19 protein-coding genes, 1 tRNA gene and 13 pseudogenes are annotated in these 20,215 nt (G+C 72.6%); 22 read left to right on the top strand and 11 right to left on the bottom strand.

All coding sequences use genetic code 11. From position 1 onward, the window contains the following. The first annotated feature begins 13 nt into the window (after nt 1-13). The gene (locus G5V59_RS05645) at nt 14-178 is read left to right on the top strand and encodes a hypothetical protein (RefSeq protein ID WP_278259658.1); all 165 of its coding nucleotides are present in this window, start codon (nt 14-16) and stop codon (nt 176-178) included. Nucleotides 179-251: 73 nt separating this feature from the next. On the opposite strand, the gene G5V59_RS05640 is transcribed toward G5V59_RS05645, so the two are convergent. Genes G5V59_RS05640 through G5V59_RS05630 form a run of 3 tightly spaced genes read right to left on the bottom strand, consistent with a single transcriptional unit; the run spans nt 252 to nt 1,197 of the window. Next, on the bottom strand, nt 252-449 hold the full coding sequence (locus G5V59_RS05640; protein WP_278255853.1) for a hypothetical protein: 198 nt from the start codon (nt 447-449) through the stop codon (nt 252-254). Beyond that, a complete protein-coding gene (locus G5V59_RS05635; protein WP_278255852.1) occupies nt 422-832 on the bottom strand; it encodes a LysR family transcriptional regulator substrate-binding protein in 411 nt (136 codons plus the stop codon). The genes G5V59_RS05640 and G5V59_RS05635 overlap by 28 nt, the downstream gene beginning before the upstream one ends. Then, on the bottom strand, nt 751-1,197 hold the full coding sequence (locus tag G5V59_RS05630; protein ID WP_278255851.1) for a hypothetical protein: 447 nt from the start codon (nt 1,195-1,197) through the stop codon (nt 751-753). Before G5V59_RS05630 ends, G5V59_RS05635 begins: the two co-directional genes overlap by 82 nt. Before the next feature lie 170 nt (nt 1,198-1,367). Between G5V59_RS05630 and G5V59_RS05625 the strand changes: the two genes are divergently transcribed. The 6 genes and pseudogenes from G5V59_RS05625 to G5V59_RS05595 form a co-directional block, all read left to right on the top strand. Beyond that, a tRNA-Gln gene (locus G5V59_RS05625) sits at nt 1,368-1,455 on the top strand. Nucleotides 1,456-1,826: 371 nt separating this feature from the next. After that, complete coding sequence (locus G5V59_RS05620) at nt 1,827-2,810, top strand: phospholipase D-like domain-containing protein (protein WP_278255850.1); 984 nt, start codon at nt 1,827-1,829, stop codon at nt 2,808-2,810. A 77-nt stretch (nt 2,811-2,887) separates the two neighbouring features. Beyond that, nucleotides 2,888-3,826, top strand: coding sequence for a hypothetical protein (locus tag G5V59_RS05615; RefSeq protein ID WP_278255849.1), 939 nt, complete (start codon nt 2,888-2,890; stop codon nt 3,824-3,826). Nucleotides 3,827-3,946: 120 nt separating this feature from the next. Next, nucleotides 3,947-4,694: pseudogene (locus G5V59_RS35905) on the top strand (isocitrate lyase/phosphoenolpyruvate mutase family protein). Nucleotides 4,695-4,855: 161 nt separating this feature from the next. Continuing rightward, nucleotides 4,856-5,041: pseudogene (locus G5V59_RS05600) on the top strand (hypothetical protein); the annotation flags it as partial. A gap of 46 nt (nt 5,042-5,087) precedes the next feature. After that, a pseudogene (locus tag G5V59_RS05595) lies at nt 5,088-5,216 on the top strand (YbaK/EbsC family protein); the annotation flags it as partial. Between the two features lie 66 nt (nt 5,217-5,282). Here the strand turns inward: G5V59_RS05595 and G5V59_RS05590 are convergent. From G5V59_RS05590 to G5V59_RS05580, 3 genes are all read right to left on the bottom strand, one after another. Next, the gene (locus tag G5V59_RS05590; RefSeq protein ID WP_278255846.1) at nt 5,283-7,427 is read right to left on the bottom strand and encodes an EAL domain-containing protein; all 2,145 of its coding nucleotides are present in this window, start codon (nt 7,425-7,427) and stop codon (nt 5,283-5,285) included. A 221-nt stretch (nt 7,428-7,648) separates the two neighbouring features. Continuing rightward, complete coding sequence (locus G5V59_RS05585; RefSeq protein WP_278255845.1) at nt 7,649-8,164, bottom strand: AraC family transcriptional regulator ligand-binding domain-containing protein; 516 nt, start codon at nt 8,162-8,164, stop codon at nt 7,649-7,651. Continuing rightward, on the bottom strand, nt 8,151-8,369 hold the full coding sequence (locus tag G5V59_RS05580) for an AraC family transcriptional regulator ligand-binding domain-containing protein (RefSeq protein ID WP_278255844.1): 219 nt from the start codon (nt 8,367-8,369) through the stop codon (nt 8,151-8,153). The genes G5V59_RS05585 and G5V59_RS05580 overlap by 14 nt, the downstream gene beginning before the upstream one ends. On the opposite strand from G5V59_RS05580, the gene G5V59_RS05575 reads away from it, so the two are divergent. The 8 genes and pseudogenes from G5V59_RS05575 to G5V59_RS05555 all read left to right on the top strand — a co-directional run bounded on the left by G5V59_RS05575 (nt 8,362) and on the right by G5V59_RS05555 (nt 14,526). Beyond that, the gene (locus G5V59_RS05575; protein WP_278255843.1) at nt 8,362-8,616 is read left to right on the top strand and encodes a hypothetical protein; all 255 of its coding nucleotides are present in this window, start codon (nt 8,362-8,364) and stop codon (nt 8,614-8,616) included. The genes G5V59_RS05580 and G5V59_RS05575 overlap by 8 nt on opposite strands. A gap of 9 nt (nt 8,617-8,625) precedes the next feature. Next, a pseudogene (locus G5V59_RS35900) lies at nt 8,626-8,802 on the top strand (FAD-dependent oxidoreductase); the annotation flags it as partial. Nucleotides 8,803-9,058: 256 nt separating this feature from the next. Then, nucleotides 9,059-9,550, top strand: a complete 492-nt coding sequence (locus tag G5V59_RS35895; protein WP_341351138.1) for a hypothetical protein — start codon at nt 9,059-9,061, stop codon at nt 9,548-9,550. Nucleotides 9,551-9,925: 375 nt separating this feature from the next. Beyond that, nucleotides 9,926-10,483 (top strand): NAD(P)-binding protein, encoded by a 558-nt coding sequence (locus G5V59_RS35890; protein ID WP_341350865.1) that lies wholly within the window; start codon nt 9,926-9,928, stop codon nt 10,481-10,483. Between the two features lie 193 nt (nt 10,484-10,676). Beyond that, nucleotides 10,677-10,862, top strand: a pseudogene (locus tag G5V59_RS35885) (cholesterol oxidase); the annotation flags it as partial. A gap of 271 nt (nt 10,863-11,133) precedes the next feature. Next, nucleotides 11,134-11,583, top strand: a pseudogene (locus G5V59_RS35880) (GMC oxidoreductase); the annotation flags it as partial. A gap of 280 nt (nt 11,584-11,863) precedes the next feature. Beyond that, nucleotides 11,864-12,484, top strand: coding sequence for a LysE family translocator (locus G5V59_RS05560; RefSeq protein ID WP_278255841.1), 621 nt, complete (start codon nt 11,864-11,866; stop codon nt 12,482-12,484). Nucleotides 12,485-13,226: 742 nt separating this feature from the next. Continuing rightward, nucleotides 13,227-14,526 (top strand): annotated as a pseudogene (locus G5V59_RS05555) (M20/M25/M40 family metallo-hydrolase). Nucleotides 14,527-14,541: 15 nt separating this feature from the next. Here G5V59_RS05555 and G5V59_RS05550 read toward each other — a convergent pair. Together G5V59_RS05550 and G5V59_RS05545 are read right to left on the bottom strand one after the other, a co-directional pair. Beyond that, a pseudogene (locus tag G5V59_RS05550) lies at nt 14,542-14,764 on the bottom strand (DUF5703 family protein). An 8-nt stretch (nt 14,765-14,772) separates the two neighbouring features. After that, nucleotides 14,773-15,729: pseudogene (locus G5V59_RS05545) on the bottom strand (aldo/keto reductase). Between G5V59_RS05545 and G5V59_RS35875 the strand changes: the two are divergent. Together G5V59_RS35875 and G5V59_RS35870 are read left to right on the top strand one after the other, a co-directional pair. After that, nucleotides 15,640-15,915, top strand: a pseudogene (locus G5V59_RS35875) (undecaprenyl-diphosphate phosphatase); the annotation flags it as partial. The pseudogenes G5V59_RS05545 and G5V59_RS35875 sit on opposite strands and share 90 nt — an antisense overlap. Nucleotides 15,916-15,991: 76 nt before the next feature. Then, nucleotides 15,992-16,702, top strand: coding sequence for an undecaprenyl-diphosphate phosphatase (locus G5V59_RS35870; RefSeq protein ID WP_341350864.1), 711 nt, complete (start codon nt 15,992-15,994; stop codon nt 16,700-16,702). Here G5V59_RS35870 and G5V59_RS05525 read toward each other — a convergent pair. From G5V59_RS05525 to G5V59_RS05515, 3 genes and pseudogenes are all read right to left on the bottom strand, one after another. After that, nucleotides 16,691-17,200: a CorA family divalent cation transporter gene (locus tag G5V59_RS05525; RefSeq protein WP_278255840.1), complete on the bottom strand. Its 510-nt coding sequence runs from the start codon at nt 17,198-17,200 to the stop codon at nt 16,691-16,693. The two genes, G5V59_RS35870 and G5V59_RS05525, sit on opposite strands and share 12 nt — an antisense overlap. 106 nt (nt 17,201-17,306) lie before the next feature. Next, a pseudogene (locus G5V59_RS05520) lies at nt 17,307-17,822 on the bottom strand (CorA family divalent cation transporter); the annotation flags it as partial. A gap of 13 nt (nt 17,823-17,835) precedes the next feature. Continuing rightward, nucleotides 17,836-18,003 (bottom strand): hypothetical protein, encoded by a 168-nt coding sequence (locus G5V59_RS05515; RefSeq protein ID WP_278255839.1) that lies wholly within the window; start codon nt 18,001-18,003, stop codon nt 17,836-17,838. 7 nt (nt 18,004-18,010) lie between these two features. On the opposite strand from G5V59_RS05515, the gene G5V59_RS05510 reads away from it, so the two are divergent. The 5 genes and pseudogenes from G5V59_RS05510 to G5V59_RS05490 form a co-directional block, all read left to right on the top strand. Beyond that, nucleotides 18,011-18,571: an MSMEG_4193 family putative phosphomutase gene (locus tag G5V59_RS05510; protein WP_278255838.1), complete on the top strand. Its 561-nt coding sequence runs from the start codon at nt 18,011-18,013 to the stop codon at nt 18,569-18,571. 22 nt (nt 18,572-18,593) lie between these two features. Then, nucleotides 18,594-18,725 (top strand): annotated as a pseudogene (locus G5V59_RS05505) (DUF3090 family protein); the annotation flags it as partial. Nucleotides 18,726-18,771: 46 nt separating this feature from the next. Beyond that, nucleotides 18,772-19,149, top strand: coding sequence for a DUF3090 family protein (locus G5V59_RS05500; protein WP_278255837.1), 378 nt, complete (start codon nt 18,772-18,774; stop codon nt 19,147-19,149). A gap of 96 nt (nt 19,150-19,245) precedes the next feature. Further along, a complete protein-coding gene (locus G5V59_RS05495; RefSeq protein ID WP_341350863.1) occupies nt 19,246-19,899 on the top strand; it encodes an SCO1664 family protein in 654 nt (217 codons plus the stop codon). A 23-nt stretch (nt 19,900-19,922) separates the two neighbouring features. Further along, a pseudogene (locus tag G5V59_RS05490) lies at nt 19,923-20,165 on the top strand (cysteine--1-D-myo-inosityl 2-amino-2-deoxy-alpha-D-glucopyranoside ligase); the annotation flags it as partial. Nucleotides 20,166-20,215: the final 50 nt, after the last annotated feature.

Below are 20,215 nucleotides of genomic sequence, written 5' to 3'. Positions count from 1 at the left end.
CAGGCTGGTCGACATGGAGGGCTACGCCGTGGCCTACGTCGCTGCGGAGTTCGGCGTCCCGGTGCGCCTGGTCAAGCACGTTTCCGACAACGCCGACGAGGGCGCGGTCGCGTGGGCCTCGCTCGTGGACCGCAGCGCCCGGGCGCTCGGCGAGTGGGCCGCGGCTCACCTGGGCTGACGTCGCAACTACCGAATTTGCTGTGAAACCGGTCGGATCACGACGAATTCGGTAGGTGCGTGGGGCGCCAGGATCAGCGGCTGCTGCTCGCCTTCCGGCCGCGCACGACCCCGACGAAGTCCTGGTGGAGCGGGCTGTCGGCGTCGCGCAGCCAGAGCAGCGCGATCGTGGTCGGCGGCAGGTCGACGACGCGGGTGACCACGTCCTTGCGGTGGTGCAGGCGGGCCACCGACATGGGCACGATCACGATCCCGGTGCCCGAGGCGGCCACCTCGATCGCGTCCTTGGCCGGCATCGCGGGGAAGTCCAGGCTGGTCGACGTCCGGCGTCCAGCCCGACGGGTGCGGCACGACCAGCTTGCTCCTCGCTGAGGTCAGCGGGATCGACGACGTCCTGCTCGTCGAGTGCGGCCACGAGGTGCTCGCGGCTCGCGACGACGACGGGCGACTCGTCGTAGAGCCGGACGCAGTGCAGGGGAGTGGGCCGGTCGAGGTCGACGGGCAGCCGGGCGAGGGCGAGGTCCGCCGTACCCTCGTCGAGGACGGCGCGCTGGGCGGACTCCTCGACGAGGCTCAGGTCCAGGGGGATCCGCGGGTGCCGCTCACGCCAGACCCTCGCCCACTTGTCCGGGGTCGCGCCCGGAACGAACGCCACACGCAGCCGATCCATGGGTCACAGCCTCCCAGACACGACGAAGCCCGGGTGCCGCAGCACCCGGGCCCGCCTTCAACGACGGCGCAGCCTAGGCCTGCGCCATCAGTCCGAACTGGACGGCTCCGGTGTCGTCCACGCCGGCGTCGAGCACCATCGCGTCCAGGCTTCTCGGCTGCGTTGGTGTCGAGGTACACGGTGGCGCCGTCCTGCTCCACGACCTGGTCGCCCGCGATGGGCTCGTTGGTCGCGGTCACGGCGAAGCCGGCTTCGGCCTCGGAGATCCGCAGGCCCGCGGACTCGGCGGCCTCGGGGGTGTCGGTCATCTGCTTGACGATGGTGGCGGCGTTCTCAGTCAGGGTGAGCATGATTGCCTTCTCGTTTCGCGGTCAGGGACCTTCCCCACCGTTGCAGGGACGTCCCGGCGGTTCAAGCCGCCCGGCGTGTCGGGCATGTCGCGGAGGCGAACGGAGGGCGTCCGAAGTGGGGTGCCGATGCGGTACCCGGGGCCAGGCTTTGCTACGGTTTCTCCGCACTCGTCCGGGTGGCGGAATTGGCAGACGCGCTAGGCTTTGAGGTGCTAGTGCCCGTATTAGGGCGTGGGGGTTCAAGTCCCCCCTCGGACACCGACAAGGCCCCGGGTCTCTGCAGGTCAGAGACCCGGGGCCTTCGTGCTTCCCGCCCCGGGCCGCGCTGTTCGCGGGCTGGTCCGCGGGCCTTCACCTGGGTGCACCCTGCCGGCTGCGCGGCGCCGCCAGATTGGCGTCCGACCGCCCGACGGATCCCGTACGCCGAGGTGAGCGAGCCCTGTTCCCGTCCCTGTTCTCGACGTTCCTGACCGCACTCCTGCTGACCGTCCCGGTGTCCCTCCCGCCGCCGGCGCCCGCAGCACCCGCATCACCCGCAGCACCGGTCGCCGCGGCCGGACCCACCGTGACCTCCACCCTGCTGAGCACCGATCCGGTGCGCGCCCCGCACCGGATCACGAACCAGCCTGGTGCGCTCGGTCGACGGCGTGCCGCCGGGGGAGAGCGTGGAGGTGATGACCTACTTCCTCGGCTCCCGTGCGCTGGAGACCGCCCTGGCCCGTGCCTTCGCGCGCGGGGTGCAGGTGCGGGTGGTCGTCGAGGCCTCCACCGTGCGCGAGCACCCGGAGTCGGTGCGGCTGCACCGGCTGCTCGCCGCGGACCGCACGGATGCCTCCTGGGTGCGCCTCGCGCGCGGCTCGACCCGTGGGCCGGGCGGCGCGATGCACCAGAAGACCTGGCGGTTCAGCCGGGTCGGCAACACGCCGTACGTGACGGTGACGGGCTCCTACAACGCCGGAGACCTCGCCGACTCCCGCGCGCACGCGCTGATGTGGCAGTGGGTCGGAGCGGACGTCTACCGCGCCTTCGCCGGGATCTGGTCGGCTCAGGTGCGGATGGCGGACCGTCACCGCCCGCTGCGCACCTACGCCGGCCCGGGCTGGACGGCGTACTTCTCGCCGTTGTCGTCGCAGGCGCCCGCCGGGGACCCGGTGCTGCGCCGGCTCGCGGCGATCCCGGCACGCCCGGGCACGGTGATCCGCGTCGCGATGTACTCCATGTGGGGCGAGCGCGGCGACCGGATCGCGGCGCGGCTCGCCACGATGGCGCGGCGCGGGGCTCGGATCGTGCTGCTCGCCGGCCCCACCGTGTCGTACGACGTCCGCGGGATCCTGCGCGGCGGCGGGGTCGCGGTGGCACCCGGCTGCTTCACCGACGGCACCTACACGCACTCCAAGGACATGTCGGCCACCTATGTCGCCGGAGGCCGTCGGCAGTACTGGACCTGGGTCGGCTCCGACAACTGGACCACCGACGGCACCGCGTCCGACGAGGCCGTGCTCGGTATCGAGAGCCGGGCGATGCACGAGGCGTTCCGGGCCTACGCCGAGCGGTTGCGGACCCGCCCGGGCGGGGTCTTCGAGTCCGCCTGCCACCCGCGGGGCGGGGAGTAGCCGACCGGGCGGTCCGGGGGAGACGAAGGTCCCGGGCTCCCCGATTCGGGTCCGGCTGTCGGTGGTCGGGGTTAGCGTTGACGACCATGCGCCCCCCAGCACGCACCCTGCTCCTCGCGGTCCTCGCGGCCGCGTGCCTCGCTCTCGGCCTCCTGCCCGGCACGTCACCGTCGCAGGCGGCCGGCTCGGCGCCGCGGATCCTGCTCGACACCGACCCGCTCTACAGCGGTCCGGTCGTCGGCTACCACTACACCGCCAAGCCGGACTACAGCACCGGCTCGTGGCCGGCCGGGACCACGTTGCACTACCAGTGGTTCCGCGCCGACAAGCAGGCCGATCCCAGCACCATGGTGCCGGTGCCCGGTGCGACCTCCGCGCGCTACACGATGTCGGCCGCGGACCACTGGCACCGGATGCGCGTCCGGGTCCAGGCCTGGCGGGGCGACACGGTGGTGGCCGAGAGCTTCTCCAGGCTTCACCAACTTCATCCTGTACCAGATGAAGGAGCCGGTGGTGACCGGCCAGGCGATCGTGGGGCAGTACATGAAGGCGACCCTCGGGCCGTGGACCTCGGACTGGACGGTCTGGGAGGTCTGGCGCCGCAGCATGAAGCCGATCGCCGGCGCCGGCGGCCTCACCTACCTGGTCCGCCCGGCCGATGTCGGCACGTCGATCTCCGTGCTGGTCATGGCGACCCACCAGTTCCCCGAGCCCAACCCCACCAAGGCGATCGACCGCCGGTGGAGCGCGCTCAAGGTCAACGGTGCCTACCCGCCGGTGCGCTGGGCCACCCGCTCGGCCGTCAGTGGCGTCTCCCGCGCCAAGGGCCAGGCTCCGGGTCAGCGCGATCACCCGCGCCTGGGCCAACCACTTCACGGCACCGGGCGCGGCCCGGATGCGCGGCCTCGTCCGGATCTACGACGGCGCGCGGCTGGTCAAGACCGTGCGTCTCGACAAGGGCAAGCGCCTGGTCACCCTCACCGGCCTGCGCCGCGGCGCCCACCAGATCCGGGTGAGCCTTCGTGCAGAACTCCACCTACGCCGGCTCGACGGTGGTGCGCACCCTGTCCGTGCGCTGAGCGCCGGGGGCGGGGTTGGCCCTGCGCGCCATGCTGGGGCCATGACCACCAGGCTCGCTGGCCACCACCCTCCTCGGCCTGCACACCGACCCCGCCCTGCTCACCGTCGTCAACGTCTGGGACAGCATCTCCGCCAAGGTCGTCAGCGACCTGTCCGGCACCACGGCGCTGGCCACGGCCAGCCACTCGATCGCCGCCTCGCGCGGATACGAGGACGGGGAGAACATCCCCGTCGAGGAGATGATCGAGGAGGTCCGGCGGATCGTCGCGGCGACCGACCTGCCCGTCTCCGCCGACCTCGAGGGCGGGTACGGCGACGCCGCCGAGACCGTCCGCAAGGCGATCGGCGTCGGCGTCGTCGGCGCCAACATCGAGGACCAGGCTCAAGCCTCTCGACGAGGCCGTCGCCCAGGTCGCGGCGATCATGAAGGCGGCCGAGGCCGAGGGCGTGCCGGACTTCGTGCTCAACGCGCGCACCGACGCCTTCGTCAAGGGCGCCGAGAACCCGCTGGAGGAGGCCGTGCGCCGCGGCCGCGCCTACCTCGACGCCGGCGCGCCGGTGGTCTTCGTCCCCGGCAAAGCTCGACGAGGAGCAGGTCGCCACCCTCGTGGAGGCGTTCGGCCCCCAGCGGCTGACCCTGATCGGGCTGCCCGGCATCCCGCCGCTGGCGCGCCTGGAGGAGCTCGGCGTCGCCCGGGTCTCCTACGGCCCGCTGTCGCAGCGCGTCGCCCTGACCGCGCTCGCCGAGCCTGGTCGAGGACGTGCACGGCGGCGGTGGCGTGCGCAGCGACGTACGGCCGTTGAACTGAGGGTGGATACGGACGGGCGGAGCGGGTAGTGGGCGGCCATGCACGATGCACCACTCCCGCCGCTGCTCCGCTTCGCGTACGCCCTCCGGCTGCGCATCGCGCGGGCCTTCCTCGGGCCCGACGACACCCTGCCGACGGGCGTCTGAGGGTCCTCGGGTGACCGCGCCGGAGCCGGCCGACCGGTCGGCCCGCGCGACCAGCGCTGCCGAGGCACTGGGCCTGGCCTTCACGCTCACCCGGCACGGCCCGGTCCGCTCGCTGGCGGAGGCCGCCGAGGCGCGCGGCATCGCGCCGCGGCAGATCGTCAAGACGATGGTGGTCCGGGTCGCGGAGGGCGACCACCGGTTCGTGCTGGTTCCCGGCGACCGCGAGATCGCGTGGCCCAAGGCTGCGTGCGCTCCTCGGCGTCAACAGGATCTCGATGCCGTCCGCGGACGGCGCGCGCGAGGTGACCGGCTACGAGCGCGGCACGATCACCCCGCTGGGCTCGCTGGCCGCGCTGCCGGTGATCGCCGACGAGCGGGTGACGGGCGAGATCTCGATCGGCGGGGGCGCGCACGGGGTGGCGCTGACCGTGGATGCCTCAGGCTCTGCTGGTCGCGCTCGACGCCACGGTCGCGGACGTCACCGACGCCCCGGGCTGAGGCGGCGAAGCCGGCCAGGACGGCCTCCACCGGCAGGCCCCTTCCGTAGTAGAAGCCCTGACCCTTGTCGCAGCCCTTGGCGCGGAGGTAGGCTCACCTGCTCGATCGTCTCGACGCCCTCGGCCGCGACCGACATGCCCAGGGCGTGGCCCATCGCGAGGATGGCGTCGATGACCGCCGCGTCCGCGTCGGTGGTGGAGAGCCGTCGGACGAACTCGCGGTCGATCTTGATCTTGTCGACGGGGAAGCGGGTCAGGTACGCAAGGCTGGAGTACCCCTGGCCGAAGTCGTCGACCACGATCCGGGCGCCGATCTGCTTCAGGTCGTGCAGCACGGCGAGCGCGTCGTGGTCGTCGTTCATCAAGATTCCCTCGGTGATCTCCAGGCTCCAGCGCCGAGGCCGGCAGGTCGGCGGCGTCGAGCGCGGCCCGCACCTCGCTCAGCCACGTCTTGCGGGCGAACTGCCGCGGGGAGACGTTGACCGCCACGCGCAGGGGCAGCCCCGAGGCCGCCCGGATCGCGGCGGCGTCCTGGCAGGCACGGCGCAGCACCCAGCCGCCCAACGCGGTGATCAGCCCGCTGTCCTCCGCGACCGGGATGAACCGGTCCGGTGGGACCTGACCGACGGAGGGCGAGCGCCACCGGGCCAGTGCCTCGTAGGCCACCACCTCGCCGCTCTCGAAGCAGACCTGCGGCTGGTAGACGACGGACAGGCTCGTCGTCCCTCTCCAGCGCATGTCGCAGTGACGCGGAGAGCACCAGACTTCTCGTTGCTGTCCACGAGCATCTCCGGCTGGAACCACCGCACGTTGTTGCGCCCCGCGGCCTTCGCCCGGTACATCGCGATGTCGGCGTTCTTGAGCAGGTGGGAAGGGGTCTCCCCGTGGTCGGGGTAGACCGCGCACCCGACGCTGACGGTCGCGAGCACCTCGTGGTTGTTGACCATGACCGAGGTCGGCAGCAGCGCCGCGATCTCCTTGATCCTGTCGCGCACCTCCCGGACGTCGGAGATCCCCGAGAAGACCATCACGAACTCGTCCCCGCCGAGCCGGGCGACCAGGTCGCCCTCGCCGCTCACCTGCGCGAGTCTGCTCGGCCACGCGCAGCAGCAGCCGATCACCGGCGTGGTGACCCAACGAGTCGTTGACCCGCTTGAAGTGGTCGACGTCGAGCAGCAGCAGAGCGACCTTCGAGCGCTCCCGCTCGGCGGAGGTGATCGCCTGGACGAGGTGCTGGGTGAGCATCGACCGGTTCGGGAGGCCGGTCAGTGCGTCGTGGTCCGCGAGGTAGGCCACGCGGGCCCGCACCTCGAGCCGCTTGGTGATGTCGAAGGCGACGGCCAGGTAGCCGGTCGCCGTGCCGTCCTCGTCGACGACCGGGGTGATCGCCTCGCCGACGGTGACCTCCGAGCCGTCCCGGCGGCGGTACGCCAGGCTCGCACTCCTCGCCGTCGGCGCCCCGCGTCCAGTCGTGCCCGGGAGTGTGCGAGGAGCCGTAGAAGTCTGGTCAGCGAGCGGCCCAGGAGTGCCGTCTCCGGGAACCCGAGCAGCCGCTCGGTGGCGGGGTTCGCCGCGACGATCTGACCCTCCAGGTCCGTGACGAGGACGCTGCAGGTCATGCTCGCCAGGATGCTGCGGCGCAGCGAGTCCTTGCCCGCCACCGCGAGGGCGTCCTGGACTGCCAACCGCTCGCTGATGTCGATGACCGAGGCCAGCACGAACTTCTCCTCGCCGATGACGATCGGGTTCAGGCCGATCTCGATCGGTACCTCGGTGCCGTCGCTGCGCAGCCCGTACAGGTCCCGGCCCGCGCCCATGGGGCGCGCCGCGGACTCGGCCTGGTAGGCTGGCGCGATAGCGCAGGTGCGCACCGCGCGACCGACGGGGGATGAGCTCCTCGACCCGCATCGACAGCAGTGCGGAGCGGTCGAAGCCGAAGAGCGCCTCCGCCTGGGCGTTGACCAGGACGATGCGCCCGTCCGCACCGACCATCACCATCGCGTTCGGCGTCGCCTCCAGGATGAGCCGGAGCCGGCTCGCCTCCTCCTCCGACGCCGAGGGAACGCGGTCCTCGATCGCGACCACAGGCCAGGCTCTCTTCCTCCGAGATCCGTGTGTGGTGAGCCTAGGTCCGGCAGTGGGACCCCGTCCCGGAATCGCCGGAACGGGTCGGGGCTGCCGAACCCTCACCCCGCACGGTGCTCGCGCGGAGATCGTCCCGTCCACCGCCGGTACGCCGCCCCGGAGCCTGGTCGCCTCGGCGTACCCGAGCCTGACGCGCGATGTCGTCCACCTTGCGGCCGCGGTCACCGAGGAGGCTCCTCGGCCGCCCCGCGTCGTACCTCGTCCAGCAGGGCCCGGTACGACGTACCGGCCTCGGCCAGGTGCCGGCGCAGGGAGCGCTCGCTCTGGCCCAGCGCGGTCGCGACGTCGGCCATCGGGGCGCCGGCGGCGAGACGCTGCGCGACCAGGATCCGGACCTGCTCGACGATCCCGCTGCGGCTGCGCCGGGCGGCGACCAGGTCGCGGCACAGCGTCTCGGCGAGGGCGAGGGCGTGCGGGTTGGCCTGGGGGAGCGGATAGTCCATCCACGCGGCGTCGAGGCGGAGCTCGGAGCGCCCGCCCGGTGCGTCGAAGCGGGGACGCACCCCGAAGGCGGCGCGGTAGGCCGCGGGGTCCGCGGCGGGGTAGGGCAGGTCGACCGAGGAGACCCTCGGCGCGCCACCGGCGATCTCGCGCAGCACCGTCCAGATCGCGCTGAGGTCGCGCTCGGCCAGGAAGCGGCCCACGTCGGCGGGCAGGTCGCGGTCATCGAGAGCCACGACCGCCCGGTCGCCCTCGATCCGCGCCCCGAAGACGCAGAAGGCGAAGTCTGAGGTCGAGGAAGCGGAAGGCGAGGTTGGCGGCGGCGCCCATCGTCGGGCTGCTGAGCAGCGCGAAGCCGAGTGGGCCGAAGGTCGAGACGTGGTAGCGCAGCCCGACCCGGGCGCCGGAGATCGCCGGGGCGGCCGCGAGCAGGTTGCGCACCACCCGCAGGCTCCTGCTGGGCGGTGACCTCCCGCTGGTGGTCCTCCAGGTCGCGCACCCCGAGCCCGGTCCCGCGCAGCAGCACCTCCGGCGGCACGCCCTCGTCGGCGCCGGCGGCGACCAGCAGCGCGATCCCCGTGACCCGGCGCGGGAAGTCCCAGGTGCGCGTGACCGGCGGATCGAACATGGCCGGAATTATGGAGCCTCTGGCCGTTCCGCGCTGGCAGGCGCTCCGTGCGGTCCCTAGCGTGCTGTCATGAGCACGTCCTCGCCCTCGGTCATCGTCGTCGGCGCCGGCTTCGGTGGCCTGGCGACCGCGCACCACCTGCGAGCGGCTGGGATCACCGACATCACCGTCCTGGAGCGCGCCGACGACATCGGTGGGGTGTGGCGCGACAACACCTACCCGGGTGCGGCGTGCGACGTTCCGTCCTCGCTCTACTCCTGGTCCTTCGCGCCCAAGCACGACTGGAGCCACCGCTACGCGCGGCAGCCGGAGATCCACGCCTACATCCGCGAGCAGGCCACCGCAGGCGGGCTGCGCGACCTGGTGCGCACCGGTGCGGAGGTCGCCTCCGCGGCCTGGGCGGACGGGCGCTGGACGGTGCGGCTGACGTCGGGCGAGGAGCTCACCGCCGAGGTGCTCGTCTCCGCGGTCGGCCAGGCTCTCCGAGCCCGCCGTCCCCGCCATCGCCGGTCTCGACGACTTCTCCGGGCCGGTCTTCCACTCCGCGCAGTGGGACCACGACGTGTCCCTGGCGGGCAAGCGGGTCGCGGTGATCGGGACCGGCGCCAGCGCGATCCAGTTCGTCCCCGAGATCGCCCCCGTCGCCGGGCACACGACGGTGTTCCAGCGCTCGGCGCCGTACGTCGTCCCGAAGCCGGACCGCACCTACGCGACCTGGGAGAAGCGCCTGTTCGTCCAGCGTCCGCGGTTGCACGACATCGCCCGCCGCGGGGTGTTCAAGGCTCTCCGAGCAGACTCAACAAGGCGCTCGACTCCGACGGCGGCGCGATCACCAAGGTGCTCGACCGGGCCTGGCACCTGCACCTGCGCCAGCAGGTCAAGGACCCGGCCCTGCGGGCCCGGCTGGTGCCCGACTACCCGCTGGGCTGCAAGCGGTTGCTGTTCTCCAACGACTGGTACCCCGCGCTGGTGCGCGACGACGTGGACGTCGTGACCGACCGGATCGCCGCGGTCGAGGCCGGCGGTGTGCGCACCGCGGACGGCGTGCTGCACGAGGCCGACGTGGTCATCCTCGGCACCGGCTTCGCCGCCACCGACTTCCTCGCCTCGATCGAGGTCACCGGCCGCGGCGGACGGCGGCTGCACGACGCGTGGAAGGGCGGTGCCCGTGCTCACCTCGGGATCACCGTCCCCGACTTCCCGGGCTTCTTCATCCTCTACGGCCCGAACACCAACCTCGGCGGCAGACTCGATCATCGGCATGCTGGAGGCCCAGGCCGGCTACCTCGTGCAGGCGGTCCTGGAGGGGGCCCGCCGCGGCACGACCCTGGCCGTGCGCGCGGACCGGGCGGCGTCGTACGACGCGGAGATGCAGCGGCGCCTGTCCACGAGCGTGTGGGCGTCGTGCACGAGCCTGGTACCGCGAGCCGAGCGGCCGGATCACCACCAACTGGCCCGGCACGGTGACCGAGTACCAGGAGCGCACCGCCCGCTTCGACCCCAGCGACTTCGAGACCGCCGACCTGACGGAGGCCACCCGGTGACTCACTACGACGTGCTGGTGATCGGCTCCGGCTTCGGCGGCAGCGTCACCGCGCTGCGGCTCTCGGAGAAGGGCTACCGGGTGGGCGTGCTGGAGGCCGGGCGCCGGTTCGCCGACGACGAGTCTGCCGACCTCGTCGTGGAAGGTGCGCGACTACGTCTTCAACCCCGCGCTCGGCTGCTACGGCCTGCTCCGGATGACCCTGCTCAAGGACGTCCTCGTGCTGACCGGCGCCGGGGTCGGTGGTGGCTCGCTCGTCTACGCCAACACCCTCTACGAGCCGCCGAGGTCGTTCTTCGAGGACCCGCGCTGGTCGGGCATCACCGACTGGGCCGACGAGCCTGGCGCCGTACTACGACCAGGCGCGGCGGATGCTGGGCGTGACGTCGTACCCGTCGATGTCGCCGTCGGACCACGTCATGAGGTCCGTCGCCGACTCGCTCGGCGTGGGGGAGAGCCTTCCGGGCCGACCGACGTCGGCGTCCTCTTCGGCGAGCGACCCGGCGAGCAGGTGGCCGACCCGTTCTTCGGCGGCGCCGGGCCGGAGCGGACCACCTGCACCGACTGCGGCGCCTGCATGACCGGGTGCCGGGTCGGCGCCAAGAACACCACGGTCAAGAACTACCTCTACCTCGCCGAGAAGGCCGGAGCCGTGGTCCACCCGATGACCACGGTGACCGACGTCCGCCCGCGCCCGGGCGGCGGCTACGAGGTCACCACCCGCCGCACCGAGGGCAAGGTACGACGCGGTGCCCGCGTCTTCACCGCCGACCAGGTCGTCTTCTCCGCCGCCTCCCTCGGCACCCAGCGGCTGCTGCACCGCCTGCGCGACGGCGGCAGCCTGCCCCGCATCTCGCCCCGGCTCGGCGAGCCTGACCCGCACCAACTCCGAGGCGATCCTCGGCGTCCGCGCCCGCGGCGACGAGGTGGACTACTCCCGCGGGGTCGCCATCACCTCCTCGATCCACGTCGACGACCACACCCACGTCGAACCGGTCCGCTACGGCAAGGGGAGCAACCTGCTCGGCCTGCTGATGGCCACCCTCACCGATGCCCCCGGCGACGGTCGGTCGCGGCTGCTCGCCGGGTTGCGCGAGATGTGGCGACACCGGCGCGACCTGCCGCACCTGCACGACCCGCGGCACTGGTCCGAGCAGACCATCGTGCTGCTGGTGATGCAAAGCCTCGACAACTCCCTCACGACGTACCTGCGCCGGAGGCCGTGGGGCCGCACCCTCACCACCCGCCAGGGCACCGGCGAGGCCAACCCGGTGTGGATCCCGCAGGGGCACGAGGTCGCCCGGCGGGTCGGCGAGGAGATCGACGGCATCCCCGGGGGCACCTGGGCCGACCTCGTCAACATCCCCGCCACCGGCCACCTCATCGGCGGCTGCCCCATCGGCGAGAGCGCGGACGACGGCGTCATCGACCCCTACCACCGCCTGCACGGCTACGACGGCCTCCACGTGATCGACGGCTCCGCCGTCGCCGCCAACCTCGGCGTCAACCCGTCCCTGACGATCACCGCGATGGCCGAGCGTGCCGTCGCGCTGTGGCCGAACAAGGGGGAGCCTGGACGCGCGGCCGGGGCTCGGTGCGTCGTACCGGCGGGTGGGGGCGGTGGCACCCCGGCGCCCGGTCGTGCCGGAGGCGGCGCCGGCGGCGTACCGGCTGCCGGTGGTGGAGGTGCGCTGAGCCTGCCTGCGGTCCGCGGGCCGCAGCGTCAGCCGACGCCACGGTCCTGCCCGTCGTACGATCCCCTCCGTGAGCACCTACGTCTCCTTCGTCCTCTTCGCGGCCCTGCTCGCGATGGCGCCGGGCCCGGACACCTTCCTCACCCTGCGCGCCACCGTGGTCGGCGGCCGGCGGCGCGGGGTCGTGACGGCGGCGGGCATCACCACCGCGGGGGCGGTCCAGGGCGTGCTCGCGGCGACCGGGCTGGGGGCGGTGCTGGCGGCGGCGGAGCCGGTGTTCCTGGCGGTCCGGTGGGCGGGTGTGGCGTACCTGACCTGGCTCGGCGTGAGCGCCATCCGCGACGCCCTGCGGCGTGACGGCAGCGTCTGGGCGGTGGGTGAGGGGAAAGCGACCGTGCGGGACCGGACGGCGTTCCGGCAGGGCTTCGTCTGCAACATCACCAACCCGAAGGTGCTGGCGTTCAACCTGGCGGTGCTGCCGCAGTTCGTCGGCGCCGGGGAGGGCCTGCCGGCGCTGCTGGCCTACGCCCTGACCCTGGTCGCGATCGGCGCCGTGGTGCTCGGCATCGTGGTGTGGATCGCGGCGAAGGCGTCCGGCGCTCTGGTGCGGCCCACTTTCCGGCGCGGGGTCGACGGCGTGACCGGCGTGGTCATGCTGGGCTTCGCGACCGCGCTCGCCACGGAGGCCTGAGTCCTCACCAGGAGTGGCGGGTGACCTCGGTCCCGTCGAGGCCGAACTCGACGTACGCCCCTTGCTGGAACTCGTTGCTGGAGTACGCCGAGACCCATGCCGGTGTCGGGTCCTCGGGCTCCGGGCGCTTGATGATCAGGTAGCAGGCTCTCCGGGTCCTCGACCAGGGCCTTGACGGCCGCGCACATGCCGTCGAACCGGGACGCGTCGAGTGACGTGAGGTCGAAGGGGAGGTCCTCGGTGTTGCCGCGACCGGTCTCGTCGAGGTCGCCGTCCCAGTGGTACTTCACCTCGCGGACGTCGCCCGGCTCGAAGGGCACGTCGAGGGAGGCGTACTCCGGGTAGAGCACGACCTCGAACACCGTCGTGGCACCGGTCTTCTCCCGCAGCGCGTCGACGAGGTCGGCGAAGCCGTCCGCAGACTGCACGTCGGGCTTCTCAGCCGCGGCACCCGCCGGTGCGGGCTCGACGTCGGAGCCGCCGGAGAGGGCGAGGAGCCCGGCGGTGACGCCTCCGACGAGGACCACCCCGGCGACGCCGACGAGCACCGGCCCGCCACCGGTACGACGCACTGTCCGCTCCTCCAGCGAGCGCAGCGGCACCGGCTCCGGCGGCGGTCGGTAGGCCTCGACCTTCGGGGTGGGCTCCTCGTCGGGGCCGGGGTCGGGGGAGTACTGCTTCCAGTCGGGGGGTGCCACGGCCAGCACGCTAGCGCCTCGGGTGTGCGTGCAACGATGGCGCCATGACCGAATCCAGCGAGGTCGTCGACATCTGCCGGGAGCTCATCCGGATCGACACGTCGAACTACGGCAGCGAGGACGGACCCGGGGAGCGCAAGGCGGCGGAGTACGTCGCCGGGCTGCTCGACGAGGTCGGCATCGCCGCCGAGGTCGTGGAGACCGCGCCCGGCCGGGCCAACGTGCTGGCCCGCTGGGGCGGGGACGGCAGCCGCGAGGACGCGCTGCTGCTGCACGGTCACCTCGACGTCGTACCGGCTGCGGCGGAGGACTGGCAGGTGCACCCGTTCAGCGGCGAGGTCCAGGACGGCTACGTCTGGGGCCGCGGAGCGGTCGACATGAAGGACTTCGACGCCATGCTGCTGTCGGTGGTGCGGGAGCGCCAACGCAGCGGCCGGGCGCCCGCGCGGCCGGTGACGCTCTGCTTCACCGCCGACGAGGAGGCCGGCGGGCACCAGGGTGCGCAAGCTGCTCGTGGAGAACCACGCGGACTGGTTCGAGGGGTGCACGGAGGCCGTCGGCGAGGTGGGCGGATTCAGCACCACCATCCGCGGGCGCCGGCTCTACCTGGTCGAGGCGGCCGAGAAGGGCATGGCGTGGATGCGCCTGACCGCCCGCGGCCGCGCCGGGCACGGCTCGATGATCAACGACGACAACGCGGTCACCCGGCTCGCCGCGGCGGTCGCGCGGATCGGTGCCCACGAGTGGCCGGTCCGGCTGACCCCGACGATGCGCACGCTGCTGGCCGCCGTCGGTGAGACTCGCCGGCACCGAGGCGACACCAGAGAACGCGCCCGCCCTGGTCGAGGAGTTCGGCGGCGCCGCCCGGATGCTCGGTGCGGTCCTGCGCAACTCGACCAACCCGACCATGCTCGACGCGGGCTACAAGGTGAACGTGATCCCCACCGAGGCCAGCGCGCACGTCGACGGCCGCTTCCTGCCGGGCTTCGAGGACGAGTTCTTCTCGACCCTGGCCGAGCCTGACGGGGGAGGGCGTGGAGATCGAGTACATCTCCAAGCAGCCGCCCTGGGAGATGCCGTACGACGGTGCGCTGGTCGACGCGATGACCCGGAGCCTGGTCGCGGAGGACCCGGAGGCGATCGTGGCGCCGTACCTGATGAGCGGGGGGACGGACGCCAAGCACTTCACCAAGCCTGGGCATGCGCTCCTACGGCTTCGCGCCGCTGCGGCTGCCCGAGGACCTGGACTTCACCGCGCTCTTCCACGGGGTGGACGAGCGGGTGCCGGTGGACGCGCTGGAGTTCGGGGCGCGGGTGATGGACCGCTTCCTCGACGAGGTCTGAGGCCCCGCCAGAGGCTCAGGCCGTCCGCACCGCGCGGATGATCTTGCGCCGCAGCACCACCCGGCGCCGCCCGTCCGGCCCGATCTGCAGCCGGTCCAGCTCCCACCCGCCGTGCTCGGCACGCTCGGTGAGCAGGCTTCGCGACGACGTTGCGCGAGAGCGCGCGGTCGAAGGTCACCCGGTCGAACTCCCACTCCACCCCACGACCGAGGCCACGCGAGAGGCCCGGCCGGAGCATCGCGACACTCATGCCGCACCTCCTGAGACGTCGTCGAGGGCACTGCGGATCTCCGCAGGCAGGGTCTTGGTCTCGCTCCCGAGCGCGACCTTGAGCCTGGGCGGCGGTGCGCGCGCCCACGATCGGTGCGGTCACGGCGGGGGAGTCGCGCACCCACACCAGCGCCACCTCCAGCGGCGTCCAGCCGAGCCCGTCCGCCGCGCGGCAGACGGCCTCGACGATGCCGCGGCTGTGGTCGTCGAGGTAGGCCTCCACGAAGCCCGCGAACACCGGCGACGCGGCGCGCGAGTCCGACGGCGTCCCGGTGCGGTACTTGCCCGTCAGCACGCCCCGGCCCAGCGGCGACCACGGGAAGACCCCGAGACCGAGCGCCTCGACGGCGGGCAGCACCTCGCGCTCGATGCGCCGGTTGACCAGGGAGTACTCCACCTGGGTGGACGCGATCCGCGCCCGTCCCGGGACGGCCTCCTGCAGGGTCGCCGCGCGGGCGGTCTGCCAGCCGGTGTAGTTCGAGATGCCGACGTACGACGCCCGGCCGCTGCTCACCGCCTGGTCGAGCGCACCCAGCGTCTCCTCCAGCGGCACGGCGTCGGACCAGATGTGCACCTGCCACAGGTCCACGTGGTCGGTGCCGAGCCGGCGCAGCGAGGTGTCGAGGCCCCGCAGCAGCGCGCCGCGGGAGGTGTCGTGCACCCGCTCGCTGCCGCGGCGCCAGATGCCGGCCTTGGTCGCCAGGACCACCTCGTCACGGCGCACCACGTCGCCGAGCAGCGTGCCGATCAGGCTCCTCCGAGCGACCGTCGGTGTAGCCGGCGGCGGTGTCGATCGTCGTGCCGCCCGCCTCGACGAAGGCGGTCAGGCTGGTCGCGCGCCTCGTGCTCGTCGGTGTCCTTGCCCCAGGTCATCGTGCCCAGGGCGAGCCGCGACACCTGGAGGCCGCTCGCGCCGACGTACCGCTGCTGCATGGGGGAAAACGTAGCCGCACCCCTGTGGAGAACCCGCTCGGGCACGCCGGTACGACGCCGACAACCCACCTGTCCCTAGGATGCTCTCCTGTGGCGGACTTCCTGCAAGCAGTGTTCCTCGGCGTGCTCCAGGGCCTGACGGAGTTCCTGCCGGTCTCCAGCAGCGCGCACCTGCGGATCTTCCCGGAGCTCTTCGGCTGGGGCGATCCCGGCGCGGCGTTCACGGCGGTGATCCAGATCGGCACCGAGTCTCGCCGTGCTCGTGTTCTTCCGCAAGGACATCTGGCGGATCGCGCGGGCCTGGGTGCTCTCGCTGTTCAAGCCGGAGTACCGCGGCACGCTGGATGCCCGGATGGGCTGGTACATCATCGTCGGCTCGGTCCCGATCGTGGTCCTCGGCGTCCTCTTCAAGGACGTCATCGAGCGCGACTTCCGCAACCTGTGGCTGATCGGCACGACGCTCATCGTGATGGGCATCGTTCTCGGCGTCGCCGACCGCGTCGGCCGCACGGACCGCGCGATCAAGCAGATGACCCTGCGCGACGCGGCCCTGATGGGCGGCGCGCAGGCGCTCGCCCTCGTCCCCGGCGTCTCCCGCTCCGGTGCGACCCTGTCGATGGGCCGCTTCCTCGGCTACGACCGCGAGGCCGCGACCCGCTTCGCCTTCCTGCTCGCGATCCCCGCCGTCGTCGGCGCCGGCGTCTTCGAGCTCAAGGAGATCGCCAACGTCGGCGAGGCCCACGCCGGCGAGGCGAGCCTACGGCTGGGGGCCGACGATCACCGCGACGATCGTCTCCTTCGTGGTCGGCTACGCCGCGATCGCCTGGCTGCTGCGCTACGTCTCGACGAAGTCCTACACGCCGTTCGTGGTCTACCGGGTCCTGCTCGGGCTCGCGGTGTTCGCGCTGCTGGGCTTCGGGGCACTCAACGCCTGAGCGCGCCGCTTGCCTGCACGAGTGGGCTACGTCCGTAGCGCTCGGCTGGACGCCGCTCGCAACACCTGAACGCTGTGCCTGAGGTGCTGCGGGTAGCCGGGGCGCTCCACTCCTTGGCCGGCCTCGTCACCCTGCCGATTCTGCATGGTCGGGTGGCGACCGGATGCCGGCCTCAGAACCAGCCGGACCGCTTGAACAGCACCCACAGCCCCGCGGCCGTGGCGATCATGAGCAGCAGCGCGAACGGGTAGCCGTAGGTCCACTCCAGGCTCCGGCATGTGGGTGAAGTTCATGCCGTAGACCCCCGCGATCAGCGTCGGTACGACGACCAGCGCGGCTCCCGCGGAGATCTTGCGCATGTCGTCGTTCTGCTGCACGCCGAGCCGGGCCAGGTGGGCGTCGAAGGCGGTGGAGAGGAGCCCGTCGAGGGTGTCGATCTCGTCGGCGGCCTGGGAGAGGTGGTCGCTGACGTCGCGGAAGAAGGGACCGGCCTCGGCCTCGATGAGGTCCACGGAGCCGGTGGCGAAGCGGCGCATCGGCTCGCGCAGGGGGAGCACGGCGCGGCGTACCTCGGACAGGCTCGCGCTTGAGGACGTAGATCCGGTTGCCGTCGTTGGTGCGCTCCTCGGAGAACACGGAGGTCTCGACCTCGTCGACGTCGACCTGGAGCTCGGCGACGACGGCGGTGTAGCCGTCGACGACGGCGTCGCACACGGCGTAGACGACGGCCGAGGGACCGTGGTCGAGGATGGCCTGCTTCTGCTCGAGGGCGTGGCGGGCGTCGCTGAGGGCCGAGCCGCGGCCGTGGCGGACGGTGATCACGAAGTCCTCGCCGATGAAGACGTTGATCTCGCCGGTCTCGACGGCATCGTCCTCGTCGACGTACCAGAGCGTCTTGAGGACCAGGAAGAGGCTGTCGTCGTACTTCTCCAGGCTTCCGGGCGCTGGTGGGCGGCGACGGCGTCCTCGACGGCGAGCGGGTGCAGCGCGAAGGCCTCGGCGATCTCGGAGAGCCTCGATGTGGCTGGGCTCGTAGAGACCGACCCAGACGAAGTCGTGCTCCCGGCTGGCCGCCTGGCGCAGGGCGGCGTAGTCGTGCGGGTAGCAGTCGACCGGGAGGCGGACCCCGTGGCGGTAGACGGCGCTGTCGACGATCACGGGACAACGCTAGTCAGCCCGCGACCGGGGCTGCTCTAGGCTCGCCGCCATGGCCACCCTGCTGCTGGTCCGTCACGGCCGGACCACCGCGAACGCCTCCGGGCTGCTGGCCGGGCGCACGCCCGGTGTGCTCCTCGACGAGTTCCGGCACCGAGCAGGCCGCGCGCGCCGGGGCGCGCATCGCTGCGGTGCCGGTCGTGCGCCTGGTGACCAGCCCGCAGGAGCGTTGCAAGCAGACCGCCAAGGCGGTGGCCGACGCCCAGCGTGGCGCCGGCCACAAGGTCCGTACGACGAGCGAGAAGGCGCTCGCCGAGTGCGACTACGGCGACTGGCAGGGCCAGGCGATCAAGGACCTGCTCAAGGAGCCGCTGTGGCGCACGGTCCAGCAGCAGCCCTCGGCCGTCACCTTCCCGGGCGGGGAGTCGATGGTCGCCATGCAGCACCGCGCCGTGTCCGCCGTACGGCGCATCGACGCCGCGGTGAGCCGCGAGCACGGTGCGGGGGCGGTCTGGGTGGCGGTGAGCCACGGCGACATCATCAAGTCGGTGCTGGCCGACGCGCTTGGCCTGCACCTGGACCTGTTCCAGCGGATCAACGTGGACCCGGCGTCGATCTCGGTGGTGCGCTACGGTCCCGACCGGCCCTACGTGCTCGCCAGCAACACCCACGACGGCGACCTGTCCTGGCTCGCACAGCCGCCGCCCGCGGGCCAGGGTGCCGTGGTCGGTGGCGGCGCCGGACCCCGCTGAGCGCTCTGGCTAGGCTGACGACATGCCGATCGTGCACGGATTCGACCCGCCCGAGCGCTTCGTCGCCGGGACCGTCGGCGAGCCCGGGAGCCGCACCTTCTTCCTCCAGGCCAGCGAGGGCGCGCGGGTCGTGTCGATCGCCCTGGAGAAGCAGCAGGTCGCCGCGCTGGCCGAGCGCGTGGAGGAGCCTGCTCGACGAGGTGATCGCCGACGGCAGCACCCGCGGCGTGATCCCCGCGATCACCCCCTTCGGCCTCGCCGACGACGCGCCGCTGGCGCAGCCGATCGAGGAGGAGTTCCGGGCCGGCACGATGACCCTGTCGTGGGACCCGGGCGACGAGCGGGTCGTGATCGAGGTCTTCCCGGTGGGTGAGGAGCCGGCCGAGATCGCCGACGGCGCCGAGCCTGCCGAGATGCTGCTGGTCCGGCTGGAGCCGGGCCAGGCACGTGCCTTCGTCAAGCGGTCCGAGGCCGTGATCGGCGCCGGTCGCCCGGCCTGCCCCTTCTGCGGCCACCCGATCGACCCCGAGGGCCACCTGTGCGTGCGGGCCAACGGGTTCAAGCGCCGCGACCCCTGAGCATGACGGGACTGACCCTCAAGGGCCGGATCATGCCGGCCTCCAACGCGACCTTCCTCGCCGAGGCTCGACGGGGCGGAGGTCGTCTACAAGCCCGTGGCGGGCGAGCGTCCGCTCTGGGACTTCCCGGACGGCACGCTGGCCGACCGCGAGGTCGCGGCGTACCTCGTCTCGGACGCGACCGGCTGGGACGTCGTGCCCCGCACCTGGTGGGCGGAGGGCCCCCACGGTCCCGGCATGGTCCAGGAGTGGCGCGAGGTGGACCCCGAGCAGGACGCGGTCGACCTGGTCCGCTCCGGTACGACGCCCGAGGGCTGGCTCGAGGTCTTCGACGGCCTCGACGACCGGGACCGTCCGGTCACCCTGGTGCACGAGGACACCGCGCCGCTGCGCCGGATGGCCGTGCTCGACGTGGTGATCAACAACGCCGACCGCAAGGGCGGGCACGTGCTGGCGATGCCCGGTGGCCACCGCCACGGCGTGGACCACGGCATCGCCTTCCACCACGAGCCGAAGGCTCCGCACGGTGCTGTGGGGCTGGGCCGGGCAGCCACTGACCGACGAGGAGACCTCGGTGGTGACCGACCTGCTGGCCGCGGTGCGTGGCAGCCTGGGGGAGGAGCCTGGGCCTCCACCTCGCCCAGCACGAGATCTCGGCGCTGGAGCGCCGCGCGGAGCGGCTGCTCGCGGCCGGGGAGCCTGCCCGGCCCGCACGGCGGCTGGCCGCCGATCCCGTGGCCGCCCTTCTGAGCACCGTCATCTAGCATCGCCCCATGCGCGCATGGAACGCCCCGGGCATCCCGGTGCTCCCGGTGACCGGCCCTCCCGTCGTCCTCCACGACACCGCCAGCGGTGGCACCGTCGAGGCGACCCCCGACGGGCCCGCGCGCCTGTACGTCTGCGGCATCACGCCGTACGACGCCACGCACATCGGCCACGCCAACACCTACCTGGCCTTCGACCTGCTGCACCGCGCCTGGCGCAACGCCGGCCACGAGGTCCGCTTCGTCCAGAACGTCACCGACGTCGACGACCCGCTGCTCGAGCGCGCCACCAAGGTCGGCGT

The sequence above is a fragment of the Nocardioides convexus genome, from assembly GCF_011090295.1.
This window is presented reverse-complemented; position numbering and strand designations above follow the sequence as displayed.

Coding starts and splice junctions, on each gene's coding strand:
- G5V59_RS35890 (WP_341350865.1), top strand. CDS start 9,926: ATGCAGCGGCGCCTGTCCACGAGCGTGTGGGCGTCGTGCACGAGCCTG.
- G5V59_RS05515 (WP_278255839.1), bottom strand. CDS start 18,003: ATGCGCGCCCCGGCGCGCGCGGCCTGCTCGGTGCCGGAACTCGTCGAG.
- G5V59_RS05645 (WP_278259658.1), top strand. CDS start 14: ATGGAGGGCTACGCCGTGGCCTACGTCGCTGCGGAGTTCGGCGTCCCG.
- G5V59_RS05630 (WP_278255851.1), bottom strand. CDS start 1,197: ATGCTCACCCTGACTGAGAACGCCGCCACCATCGTCAAGCAGATGACC.
- G5V59_RS05525 (WP_278255840.1), bottom strand. CDS start 17,200: ATGCGCCGCTTCGCCACCGGCTCCGTGGACCTCATCGAGGCCGAGGCC.